The organism is Subtercola endophyticus (assembly GCF_021044565.1).
In the GTDB taxonomy this organism is placed as follows: domain Bacteria; phylum Actinomycetota; class Actinomycetes; order Actinomycetales; family Microbacteriaceae; genus Subtercola; species Subtercola endophyticus.
The window spans coordinates 3,847,588-3,859,426 of the sequence record NZ_CP087997.1; the positions used below are offsets into that span (position 1 = coordinate 3,847,588).

Annotated in this window: 12 protein-coding genes; 7 read left to right on the top strand and 5 right to left on the bottom strand. The window is 67.3% G+C overall.

What is annotated here, in order from left to right:
- The gene (locus LQ955_RS17815) at positions 1-1,212 is read right to left on the bottom strand and encodes a cupin domain-containing protein (protein WP_231025820.1); all 1,212 of its coding nucleotides are present in this window, start codon (positions 1,210-1,212) and stop codon (positions 1-3) included.
- Positions 1,213-1,504: 292 nt separating this feature from the next.
- Between LQ955_RS17815 and ppsA the strand changes: the two genes are divergently transcribed.
- Both ppsA and LQ955_RS17825 read left to right on the top strand, forming a co-directional pair.
- Entirely contained in the window at positions 1,505-3,952 is a 2,448-nt protein-coding gene (gene ppsA / locus LQ955_RS17820) for a phosphoenolpyruvate synthase (protein ID WP_231025821.1), read from the top strand.
- Positions 3,953-3,954: 2 nt separating this feature from the next.
- Entirely contained in the window at positions 3,955-4,233 is a 279-nt protein-coding gene (locus LQ955_RS17825) for a hypothetical protein (RefSeq protein WP_231025822.1), read from the top strand.
- On the opposite strand, the gene LQ955_RS17830 is transcribed toward LQ955_RS17825, so the two are convergent.
- Positions 4,220-4,726 carry a MarR family winged helix-turn-helix transcriptional regulator gene (locus LQ955_RS17830; protein ID WP_231025823.1) on the bottom strand — a complete coding sequence of 169 codons (507 nt, stop codon included), beginning with the start codon at positions 4,724-4,726 and terminating at the stop codon, positions 4,220-4,222. The genes LQ955_RS17825 and LQ955_RS17830 overlap by 14 nt on opposite strands.
- A gap of 59 nt (positions 4,727-4,785) precedes the next feature.
- Between LQ955_RS17830 and LQ955_RS17835 the strand changes: the two genes are divergently transcribed.
- From LQ955_RS17835 to LQ955_RS17845, 3 genes are all read left to right on the top strand, one after another.
- The gene (locus LQ955_RS17835; protein WP_231025824.1) at positions 4,786-5,760 is read left to right on the top strand and encodes a DMT family transporter; all 975 of its coding nucleotides are present in this window, start codon (positions 4,786-4,788) and stop codon (positions 5,758-5,760) included.
- Positions 5,761-5,798: 38 nt separating this feature from the next.
- Entirely contained in the window at positions 5,799-6,170 is a 372-nt protein-coding gene (locus LQ955_RS17840) for a VOC family protein (protein ID WP_231025825.1), read from the top strand.
- 105 nt (positions 6,171-6,275) lie between these two features.
- Positions 6,276-7,337 carry an LLM class flavin-dependent oxidoreductase gene (locus LQ955_RS17845; protein WP_231025826.1) on the top strand — a complete coding sequence of 354 codons (1,062 nt, stop codon included), beginning with the start codon at positions 6,276-6,278 and terminating at the stop codon, positions 7,335-7,337.
- A 95-nt stretch (positions 7,338-7,432) separates the two neighbouring features.
- Here the strand turns inward: LQ955_RS17845 and LQ955_RS17850 are convergent, their stop codons facing one another.
- Positions 7,433-8,872: an MFS transporter gene (locus LQ955_RS17850; RefSeq protein WP_231025827.1), complete on the bottom strand. Its 1,440-nt coding sequence runs from the start codon at positions 8,870-8,872 to the stop codon at positions 7,433-7,435.
- Positions 8,873-9,121: 249 nt separating this feature from the next.
- Between LQ955_RS17850 and LQ955_RS17855 the strand changes: the two genes are divergently transcribed.
- Complete coding sequence (locus tag LQ955_RS17855) at positions 9,122-9,532, top strand: (R)-mandelonitrile lyase (protein ID WP_231025828.1); 411 nt, start codon at positions 9,122-9,124, stop codon at positions 9,530-9,532.
- A 12-nt stretch (positions 9,533-9,544) separates the two neighbouring features.
- On the top strand, positions 9,545-9,922 hold the full coding sequence (locus LQ955_RS17860) for a DUF2255 family protein (protein WP_231025829.1): 378 nt from the start codon (positions 9,545-9,547) through the stop codon (positions 9,920-9,922).
- Between the two features lie 201 nt (positions 9,923-10,123).
- Here LQ955_RS17860 and LQ955_RS17865 read toward each other — a convergent pair whose 3' ends face one another.
- Entirely contained in the window at positions 10,124-11,023 is a 900-nt protein-coding gene (locus LQ955_RS17865; RefSeq protein WP_231025830.1) for a helix-turn-helix transcriptional regulator, read from the bottom strand.
- A gap of 104 nt (positions 11,024-11,127) precedes the next feature.
- Positions 11,128-11,799 (bottom strand): TetR/AcrR family transcriptional regulator, encoded by a 672-nt coding sequence (locus LQ955_RS17870; protein ID WP_231025831.1) that lies wholly within the window; start codon positions 11,797-11,799, stop codon positions 11,128-11,130.
- Between the last annotated feature and the right edge of the window lie 40 nt (positions 11,800-11,839).

An 11,839-nucleotide genomic window follows, 5' to 3' on the forward strand; every position in this document is an offset into this window, starting at 1 on the left:
TCAGCGTATCGGGGTGATTCCCTGGGTGTCGCGGGGGAAGCTAGCGAGCACCTCTTCGGGAATGTTGAGGTGCGCCGAGACGAGCGCCGGGGGCAGGTGGGCGAGCCAGTTCGCCAGCGAGACTTCTTCGTAGTGATCGCTCTTGAAGGTCTCGATGTAAATGAGCTGTTCGTCGCCGGTGTTCTCGACGTAGTGGCCGAAGTTGCGGCCCACAACCCCCACGTCGCCGGCCCGGAAGTCGGTGGTATTGGCGTGCGGCCCGGTGTTGAAGACGGTCATGCGGCCCTGGCCTTTGAGGTAGTACTGCCACTCGTCGGCGTTCGGGTGCCAGTGCAGCTCGCGCATCGAGCCCGGCTCGAGCACGGTGAGGGCGGCCGCGACGGTCTTCGAGGCTGGAAAGTTCGTGCTGTCGGCGATCTTGATGCTGCCGCCACTGTTCTGGCGCACGGGCTCCGAGCGAGAGAGGCGGAAGATGACCGCCTCGGTGGCCCCCCAGGTGACCCCGGCGGCGGCCTGATCGGCCTCGAGGCTGCCGGGTTCGTCGCCCGGAAAGATCCACAGATTGTGCAACGGGATGTCCGCGAACACCTCCTGGGCCACGCCGAAGTTCTTCGCCAGAACTTCGGGCGGGGTGTGCGCGAACCAGTCGGTGAGCAGCAGGGTGTTGCTCTCGGACTGCGCACCGTCGTCGAACGCGAGCACGAACTCGGCGCCGTCGGGGCCCAGGCCCTGCAGCGAGTGCGGCAGGCCGGCCGGAAAGAACCAGAGGTCGCCCTCTTCGACATCGTCGACGCTCGGCAGACCGGTGCGGCTGAGGGTCGTAACGCGGCACTTTCCACGGGTCATGATGGCCCACTCCGCGGTCTGGTGCCAGTGCAGCTCGCGGATGCCGCCTGCCTCGAGGTACATGTTCACGCCGGCGATCTCGTCGGAGATGGCGAAATCCTGCTGGGTGAGCTCCCGCGCCCAGCCGCCACGCTGCACGCGACGGGGCGAGATGTTGAACGACGACCAGAAGAACGGTTGGGTGCTGATATCGGTGGCCGGGGCATCCATCTGGTTGGGGAACTGGCTCTCGATCACCGGATTCTGCGGGCCGGTCATCGTGGTGCTGGCGGCGTCGTCCGCGGTGTTGATCTCACCCTCTTGGGGCAGGTCGGGGTCGCCGAAGACGGGCGTTTCGTGGTGAGCGGGGGTGTCGTTCGATTCCATGCCTCCATGAAACCGCTGACACCGCATCGCGCGCTAGATGCGCAGCTGCTCCTGGCAGAACCACTTTCGGCGCTCGGCGGCGCGAGGATGTTCGGCTTGTCGCTCTCGACCGGCAAAACTGGCCCCGTCGTCTGAGAGGCGCGCAAGAAAGTGTGCTGAAGCTTTTCGCATTGACAAGAACGGCGATTCTTTCCCCGGGCCCACCTCATTATCTTGACGTCGAGAGAGCGAAGATCGAAAGGCGAACACCAGTCGCATACCCCCCCCACACCCTTCACGAAAGGTCTCGCCAATGTCTGCCGATATTCTGTGGCTCTCTGATGTGCGTCTCGACGATGTTCCCTCTGTCGGTGGCAAGAATGCCTCGCTGGGCGAACTCATTCACAATCTCTCGGCGGCCGGAGTCAAGGTGCCGACGGGATTCGCCACGACGGCAGATGCCTTTCGCCGGTTCTTGTCGACGACGGGCCTCGAAGACCGCATCGCCGAAGTGCTCATCGGGCTCGACGCCGAAGACACCGAGGCTCTCGCGAAGGCGGGGGCGAGCATCCGCGCCGACATCATGGCGACTCCGCTGCCCGAAGACATCGAGGCGTCGCTGCGCGCGTACTACGCGGCGCTGACCGTGGACGAGAGCCCCGAGCATCCGGTGTCGTGGGCGATTCGTTCGAGTGCGACGGCCGAAGACCTGCCGGATGCGTCGTTCGCGGGGCAGCAGGAGACGTTCTTGAACATCCGCGGTATCGACAATGTGCTGCAGGCCGTGCACGAGGTGTTCGCGTCGTTGTACACCGACCGGGCGATTTCGTACCGCGTGCATCAGGGTTTTGTGCACGCGGAGGTTGCGCTGTCGGTGGGGGTGCAGCGGATGGTGCGTTCCGACCTTGCCGCGTCGGGTGTGATGTTCACGCTCGATACGGAGTCGGGGTACGACGGTGCGGTTCTCATCACCTCGGCGTACGGGCTGGGTGAGGGCGTGGTTCAGGGTGCGGTGAACCCTGACGAGTTCACGGTGTACAAAGCGGCGCTCGCGGCGGGCAAGCCGGCCATTTTGAAGCGCACCGCCGGGGCGAAGGCCACGAAGATGATCTACACGGCCGACGCTGCGGTGGGCCGCACGGTCGAGTTCGTGCCGGTGCCGGCCGACGAGGCGCGGATGTTCAGCCTCACCGACGACGAGATCGAGACCCTGGCCCGGCACGCTGTGGCGATCGAGAAGCACTACGGGCGCCCGATGGATATCGAGTGGGCCAAAGACGGTGTCGACGGGCAGCTGTACATCGTGCAGGCTCGCCCCGAGACCGTGATCACGCGGCGCACGGGCCGTACCGAGCGGTTCCACCTGGATGCCCGCGGCACGGTTGTGGCCGAGGGGCGCGCCATCGGGCACAAGATCGGTGCGGGGCCGGTGCGGGTGCTGACCTCCATCGCCGACATGCACCAGTTCCAGACCGGTGACGTGCTCGTGGCCGACATGACCGATCCCGACTGGGAGCCGATCATGAAGCGCGCCTCGGCGATCGTCACGAACCGCGGCGGGCGCACCTGCCACGCCGCGATCATCGCCCGCGAGCTCGGGGTGCCGGCGGTGGTCGGCACGGGTGACGGTACGCTCAGGCTCGTCGACGGGCAAGACGTCACGGTGTCGTGCAGCGAGGGTGAGACGGGGTACGTATACGACGGCATTCTCGACTACACACTCGAGCACGTGGAGCAGGGTGATCTGCCCGAGATTCCCGTGTCGGTCATGATGAACGTGGGCACGCCCGAGCAGGCGTTCACGTTCGCGCAGACCCCGAACGACGGGGTCGGGCTGGCACGGCTGGAGTTCATCATCAACCGGCAGATCGGCATCCACCCGAAGGCGCTGCTCGCAACGGGCGACGAAGCGGCCGAGCTGGGGCAGGATGTCGCGGCGGTGATCGCCGAGCGCATCGCGCCCTACGCCTCTGCAGAAGACTTCTTCGTGAAGCGGGTCGCGGAGGGCGTCTCGACCATCGCGGCGGCGTTCTGGCCGAACCCGGTGATCGTGCGCATGTCGGACTTCAAGTCGAACGAGTACGCGAACCTCGTGGGCGGCACGACGTACGAGCCCGAAGAAGAGAACCCGATGATCGGGTTCCGCGGGGCATCCCGGTACGTCTCGCCGGAATTCAGGGAGTGCTTCGACCTCGAATGCCGGGCCCTGAAGTACGTGCGCGACGAGATGGGTCTCACGAACGTCAAGATCATGATTCCGTTCGTGCGTACCGTGTCAGAGGCCGCTGGTGTGATCGCCGCGCTCGGTGAGAACGGGCTGGCGCGCGGGCAGAATGCGTTGCAGGTCGTGATGATGTGCGAGGTGCCCTCGAACGCGCTGCTCGCCGACCAGTTCTTGGACCACTTCGACGGGTTCTCGATCGGGTCGAACGACCTCACCCAGCTCACGCTCGGTGTCGACCGCGACTCCGCCGTCATGGCCGGCTCGTTCGACGAACGCGACCCCGCGGTGAAGCGGCTACTCAGCATGGCCATCGAGGCGTGCCTGGCTCGCGGCAAATACGTCGGTATCTGCGGGCAGGGGCCCAGCGATCATCCGGATTTCGCCGAATGGCTCATGGAACAGGGCATCGGCTCGATCTCACTCAACCCCGACACCGTCGTACAGACCTGGCAACGGCTCGCTTCGCTGCCTGCGGCCACCCACCCCATCACGCCCGGCCACGTTCCGGCCGAGCTCACCGCGACTTCGGCGGAGTAGAGGTGGCATCGGCGGTGGTACGAAACACGCGCAAGTTCTGGCAGGGGTGGCAGTTGCTCAGCCGGCACCCCGAGGGCGCGACGCATCGGCAACGGCCTCTGGCTGCCGGATGCCTCGTCGCAACCTGCGCGGCCGCGGCCGACGAACACGTGACCGTCACCGAGGGAGGCCTGCCGATTCGCTTCGCGGTGTGCCGCGAACACTGCTACGACATCAGGTGGAACGCGCTCGAGCCCACCACCGCGCGCGACCGCATGCGCAGCATGATCAGCCTCGCCTAGGCGGCTCGTAGAGCGCGAGCCAGCGGGTGAGTGTGGTCTCGAGTGAGGTGCGGTCGGCGGCGCTCAGCTGGTCGACGAGGCGGCGCTCGTTGGCCATGTGGTCGGTGAAGGCGGCGTCGATCACGCTGACACCGCGCGGGGTCAGCGCCACGACCCGGCGGCGCCCGTCGCCATCGGCGTTGCGGCGCTCCACGAGTCCGGCGGCCGCGAGGCGGTCGAGCCGCTTCGTCATGGCGCCGGTGGTGACCATCGTGTGTTCGGCCAGTTCGCCGGGAGCCCGCTCGTAGGGAGCGCCGGCACGGCGTAGCGCCGCGAGCACATCGAACTCGCCCTCGCCGAGGCCGTGCTTCTCATAGACCGCCGTCAGCTCGGTCGTCAGGTGTGCGGCGAGCCGGTGCAGGCGGCCGATGACGCCCTGCGGGGTCACGTCGAGGTCGGGGCGCTCGCGCTGCCAATCGTGCTGAATGCGCGCGACGCGATCGAGTTCCGTCATGACTCGACTATAGCTTCCCAGGAAGGTATAGTCGCTTCCATGGAAGCTATATGGGCGCGATGAACTCTGATCGTTCGCGGTACAAGTGGATGCTCGTCACAGCGATCGCGCCCGTGGCGTGGGGTTCGAACTACTTTGTGACTCGCCAGTTTCTGCCGCTCGATCATCCGCTGTGGGGTGCGGTCATCCGCGCTCTGCCGGCGGGGATCCTGCTGCTCGCCCTCACCCGATCGCGCCCGCGCGGCTCGTGGTACCTCAAGTCGCTCGTGCTCGGCACGCTCAACGTGGGGGCGTTCTTCGTGCTGATCTACCTCGCGTCGCAGCTGCTGCCGTCGAGTGTGGCGTCGACCATCATGGCCACCTCGGCCGCCGTACTGCTGTTGCTGGCGTGGCCGATGCTCGGCGACCGGCCGACGGTGCTGCCGGTGGTCGGTGCGGTTGTCGGGTTCGCCGGTGTGGTGGTGATGCTGCTCGGCGGTGGTGGCAGCATCAACCCGCTCGGCGTGGTTGCGTCGTTGAGTGCGATGGTGCTCTCCTCGGTGGGCTTCATTCTCACCAAGAAGTGGGCGGTCGGGCAGAAGACGCTCGCCATCACCTCGTGGCAGCTCATCGCCGGTGGGCTGCTGGTGCTGCCCGTCGCGCTGATCGTGGAGGGTGGGCCGCCGTCGATAACGCCCACTGCGGCGATCGGCTTCGCCTACGTGACCGTTGTTGCCACGGCGCTCGCGTTCGTGGCATGGTTCACCGGTTTGCGGCACCTGCCGGCGGGCACGGTCGGGCTCGTCGGGCTGCTCAACCCGGTGACGGGCGTGCTGCTCGGCACCCTCGTGGCGGGCGAGGTCTTCGGCTGGCGGCAGGCGGTGGGCACGGCGCTGGTGCTGGCCGGGGTTCTGATCGGGCAGCGTCGTCGCGCAGCCCGATCCGCTCTCGCCGTGCCCGCCCCCTCCACCTTTCGCGCCCCCTCCACCGGCATCGAGAGGGCGATTTCTCTCCCAAGATCTGCGCTTTCGGAGAGAAATCGCCCTCACGATTGACCGGAGCTGGGCGCGGGCATGCGACTTATACTCGAGGCATGATCGGCACACTCGACGTCGTAGTACTGGACTGCCCCGACCCGGCCGCGCTCGCTGCGTTCTACGCCGAGCTGCTCGGACTCGAGAAAGTGGTCGAAGACGCGGACTGGGTCGAGCTGGTGGGGTCTGGGCCCGGTGACAGCCGGCCGATCGTGGCATTTCAGCGGGTCGACGACTACACCGCGCCGCAGTGGCCGGGTCAGGCGGTGCCGCAGCAGATGCATTTCGATGTCAAAGTCGACGACCTCGACGTGGGCGAGCGGCAGGTTCTCGACATCGGGGCGACCGCGACGGGTTCGGGTGGGGAGACTTTTCGGGTGTATCTCGACCCGGCCGGGCATCCGTTCTGCCTGATCAACCCGAAGGACTGACCCTGATGACCGCCGCGGTGGCGACGAGCTTCCTGCCGCTGTTCACGGCGGGCGGATGATCGGGGCGCACTCGTCGCGCCTGTAGCGTTATAGCGAGAGGTGACCATGACTGACGCTGCACGCCCGCTCACGCGGCTCGGATTCTTGACGATCGGCCTGTTCGACCCCGCGGACCCCTCGGGCGGACACGAGAGCACGCTGCGCATCATCGAGCTCGGCGAACAGCTCGGCTTCGACAGCGCGTGGTTGCGCGACCGGCACCTGCAGTACGGCATCTCGTCGCCGGTGGCCGTGCTCGCCGCCGCGACGCAGCGAACGAGCCGCATCGAGCTCGGCACGGCGGTGATTCCGCTCGGGCTCGAGAATCCGTTCCGGCTCGCCGAAGACCTCTCGACGGTCGACGTGCTGAGCGGCGGCCGGCTGAATCCGGGCGTGAGCGTCGGGCCGCCGATGCACTACGACGCTCTCAAAGAGCACCTTTACCCCGACTCGTGGGCGGCAGAGAACTTCACGTACGAGCGGGTCGAGCGGCTGCTCGCGGCGGTGCGCGGCGACGCCATGAGCACTTTCGAAGGAACCCAGGGAATCGAGACGTTCTCCACGAGCATCCAGCCGCATGCCGCCGGCCTGATCGACCGCATCTGGTACGGCGCCGGCAGCCTCTCGTCGGCCGCCTGGGCCGGCGAGCACGGGCTCAACCTGCTGAGCAGCAGCGTGATCAAGGCCGAAGAAGACGACGACTTCGCGCGTATTCAAGCCGCGCAGATCGCGCTGTTCCGGTCGAAGCACCCGCTGGGGGAGGCCGCGCGGGCCTCGCAGGGGCTGGTGGTGATTCCGACCGATACTGCGACGCCCGAGCAACGAGCCAAATACCACGCCTACGCCGAGAGCCGCTTCGCGCGCACGACCAGCCCGCAGGGCCCCGCCCGTATGCTCTTCGCGCCCGACATCGTCGGCTCGAGCGAGCAGCTGGCGGATGCCCTGCGAGCCCACGCCGGATTCTGCAGTGTCGATGAGGTGGTCTTCGCCCTGCCGTTCAGCTTCGAGCACGACGACTACGTGCAGATTCTCACCGACATGGCCACCCGCCTCGGCCCGCTGCTCGGCTGGAGCCCGCGCCCGAGCCCGAGCTCGCACCCGAGCCCGAGCCCGAGCTCGCACCGCTGACCGGACCTTGCGCCCGTTACAACCAACTTCGCGCGTCGAGTTCTGCCGCACAGCGACGCTGTAAGCGGCAAAACTCGACGCGCGAGATGGCAGAGCTAGAGCGCGACGGGGTCGAGCTCGGCGATTTCGGTGGCCTCGGCTTGGGAGACCTTGACGGTGGGGGAGAGCAGGGCGATCACGATGTTCGCCGCAGCGAAGACCGCGGCGACCAGCAGGCCGAACTGGAAGCCGTCGACCGCCGCAGCGACGGGAGCAGTGCCGCCGGCCATCGCATCTGCGATGTGCGAGGTCGCCAGCGTCGTGATCACCGCGAGCCCGAGCGCGCCGCCGACCTGGTAGCCGGCGTTCAGAACACCGGATGCCGCACCGGCGTCATCACGATGCACCTTCGATTGCGCCGCCACTTGGGCCGGAACACCCATCGCGGTGATGCCGAGGCCGAACAGCACCAGCCCGGGCAGCAGGCTCGTGGCGTAGGCGTCGGTCGCGTCGGCGCGGGAGAGCAGCAGTAGTCCGACCACGCTGATGAGCGCCGCCACAATCTGCACCGGTCGCGTGCCGAACGTCGTCACGAAGCGTGAGGCCGCGACGGCGCCCACGATGGCGGCGATGCCCATCGGCAGAAAGGCAAGCCCGGTGTCGAGCGCCGAGAGCCCGCGCACCTGCTGAAAGAAGATCGCGGTGAGAAAGAACATCGAGAGGAACCCGGCGCTGTTCAACCCGAGCGCGACGACCGAGAGCGACAGGCTGCGCGTGCGGAACAACCGCAGCGGAATCAGCGGCGCGGCCGACCGCGACTCGACGAACACGAACGCACCGAGCAGCAGCACGCCGCCAGCGAGCAACCCGATCACCTCGATCGACCCCCAGCCGAGCGGTTCGGCGCGGATGACGCCGAGCATAATGGCGAGCAGTCCGGCTGTGCTGAGCACAGCGCCGGCCACGTCGAAGGTGCGGCGACCGGTGGTCTCGGCGCGACTCTCCCGCACGATGAGGAATGCCGCGATGACAACAAGCACGCCGATCGGCACGTTCACCAAGAACACCCAGCGCCAGCTGAGTGCGTCGACCAGAACGCCGCCGAGAATAGCGCCCAGGGTGCCGCCGAGTCCGGCGAGCCCGCCCCACACACCGAGCGCGATGTTGCGGCGCCGGCCGTGCTCGAACGTGACCATCAGGATGGTCAGGGCCGAGGCCGAGAGCATCGCTCCGCCGAGGCCCTGCACACCGCGGAAGACGATCAACTCGAGCGGCGACGTCGCCAGCCCCGCCGCGAGCGACGAGAGGGCGAACACGATGAGTCCGGCGACGAAGACGCGCCGCCGCCCGATGAGGTCGGCCGAGCGGCCGCCCAGCAGCAGAAAACCACCGAAGATCAGGGTGTATGCGCTGATGACCCACTGCAGATCATCCGGAGCGAAGTTCAGGTCGGTCTGCATGTTCGGCAGTGCGACGTTCACAATCGTCACGTCGAGCACCACCATGAACTGCGCGATCGCGAGCACCACCAGGGTGCTCCAGGGGCTGCGTCTCATTGTTCGTCCTTCTTCCAGCCGAGGCTTCCAGTAGAGCTATGCGGCGTACGCTTACGTCGTACATTTACAACGTACATGTGCAGCGTATAGGAATGCAAGACGAACGAGCAAGACGGCGACGCAAGGGGGCACTGCCGGTACCCGTAACGACCGGAACTCCCGCACGTGCTCGAGATGCCGTGAAATGGTTCGTGCCAGCAAACAATTCGTGCCAGCAAACAATTCGGCTAGTAAACAAGGAGTACAAGAATGAGCACAGCCCAGCAGTCGAAGACCCCGACCGTCAAAGGCCCCGCCGAGTGGTTCAGCGGCGATGTGTATTTCAACGCCTACTACGCGGGCCGGGAGCCGTCGCGTGTTCGGCTCAATCTCGTGCGCTTCACTCCGGGCGCGCATACCGCCTGGCACAAGCATGCCGTCGGCCAGACGCTGCACGTGACCGAGGGTTTCGGCTACGTGCAGTCGCGGGGTGAAGAGCTCATCGAACTGCACCCCGGCGACACCGTCTTCACGCCGGCCGGTGAGTGGCACTGGCACGGGGCGACCGCCGACAACTTCATGTGCCACCTCGCGCTCTGGGAGGCGCCTGCGCCCGAGGGCGGCGAACCCGAAACGGTGTGGGGCGACAAACTGACAGACGCAGAATATCCGGCGGAGTAGGAGACTGTAGCAATGGCATCCTGGACCACGAACGAACTGCGGCAAATCGATGCGGCGACCGAACTGCGAGTCGCTTCGCAGCGGCCGGATGGATCGTTTCGGCCTTACACGACCATCTGGCACACCACGCTCGGTGACGCGCTGTTCATCCGCTCGGCACACGGGCCCGAGAACGGCTGGTTTCGGCGCGCTCTGGCGAGCGGCGTGGGGCGCATCAGCGCGGGCGGCGTCGAGAAAGATGTGACCTTCGAGCTCGCCGATGCGTCGGTCAGGGCCGAGCTCGATGCCGCGCTGCACGCCAAGTACGACCGGTTCGGGCCGGGACCGATCGCGGCGATCACGGGCGACGATGTGCTCGAAACGACGCTGCGCGTGATGCCGCGCGACTGACTGCCCGGCGGCGCGGCGGGCGGCGCGGCGGCGGCCCAGGTGATCGGAAGGCGGCGAGGCGGTGCGGGTGGCGGCGCGGGAGGCGGCGCGGCGGCGGCCCGGGCGACCGGCGCGCGGCAAGAGCGACCGGCGCGCGGCAAGAGCGACCGGCATGCGGCAAAGTCAGGAGCCGAGCATCCGCGGTCGTCGCCGCTGGCGACGTCAGAGTGCTTGTGCCTCGCGCTCGGCCTCGGCGCCCTCGGCGGCCCCGGTCGTCTGCTGAGTGGCAGCCCACGACGCCAGCACTTTGAGCGCGTCGGCGGTCGGCGACCCGGCGGGCGCGGTGTAGACGTTCATCACCAGGCCGGGCTCGCTCGGCAGCTCCAGCGACTCGAAGTTCAGGTCGAGGTCGCCGACCACCGGGTGATGGATGCGCTTGACCCCACTGCGGTGATGCATGACGTCTCGCGACGCCCAGCGCTGGCGAAAGACCTCGCTCTGCGTCGACAGCTCGCCGATGAGGTTGATGAGCTGGGGGTCATGCGGGTGGCGGCCCGCCTCCAGCCGCAGCATCGCGGCCGCGTCGTTGGCGATCTGGTCGTAGTCGCGCCAGAACTGCCGCGCCGCGGGGTTCAGATAGGTGAAGCGGGTGGTGTTCACCGGGCGCCGCGGGTCGTCGAACACCGGGGAGTAGAGCGCTCGGCCCATCGTGTTCGACGCGAGAATGTCGTGGCGTGCGTTGCGAACCCAGGCCGGGGCATCCGATACCGCTTCGAGCACCTGGAGCACGGCGGGTCGAACCGACGCAGCGGGGCGCTGCCGTGGCACCCGCACCGGTGTGGCCGCACGGGCCAGATCGAAGAGGTACTCGCGCTCGGCCTCGTCGAGCCGCAACGTGCGGGCCAGCGCATCGAGAACGCTCTCTGAGGCTCCGGCGAGGCCGCCGCGCTCGAGGCGAACGTAGTAGTCGACCGAGACGCCGGTGAGCATCGCGACCTCTTCGCGGCGCAGCCCCGGCACCCGGCGATTGCCGCCGTACGCCGGCAGCCCCGCCTGCTCGGGAGTGATGCGGGCGCGACGAGAACTCAAGAACTCGCGGATCTCCGAACGCGTTTCAGCCATGAGTCCACGCTAAGCCTTCGCGTCGTGAAGCGGGAGGCACTGCGACTACCTGCCAGCCGGTCGGCGAGAGGCCGACGCTCGAGCTGCGACGCGGCTCGACGTGGCTACGCGGGCTGGATGCCCCGGGTGCCGGCCACGAGAAAGTCGATGCCGCGCGCGAAGTACACCTCTTCGCTCGGGCAGAACAAGAAGAACTCGGTCGACTCGAGCAGGGTTGGGTACTTCTTCGGGTCCATCGACTCGAGCGTCGCCCGCTTCGTGCGAAGCTCGGCGTCACGGGCGTCGACATCGAGCCGCTTGTCGTGACCGGGCTCCATGGCGACGAGTTCGACGATCGAGCAGAGCAAAAACATTCCCGTCTGTGCGGCTTCGGCCGGTGAGAACCGGGCAGAACGCAGCAGCGCGATCACTCGCTCGGCGATGGCGAGGCCCGGCTCCGACTTCATGATGCGTGACGGCACCATCTCAGCGGCGAGCGGATGCCCGCGCAAGGCCTCGAGCAGCGCGACGAGTACGGCGCGCAAATCGGCATCCCACGCGGCGACCGGCTCCGGCAGCTTCACTTCGGCGTAGATGCGCTCGGCGATGCCGTCGAACAGTGCCTCTTTGTCGGCGAAATGCCAGTACAGGGCCATCGGGGTGACCGAATTATCGGTTGCGACGCGCCTGATCGTGACGGCGTCGAGCCCCTCGCGGTCGGCGAGTTCAAGCGCGCTGGCCGAGAGTACCTCGCGGCTCAGTCGCTCGCGGGTCTTCGGTTCGCGTACGGCGGGCATGCACATACTATACCGCGTACAGGTGCGTCGGGGCGAAGGG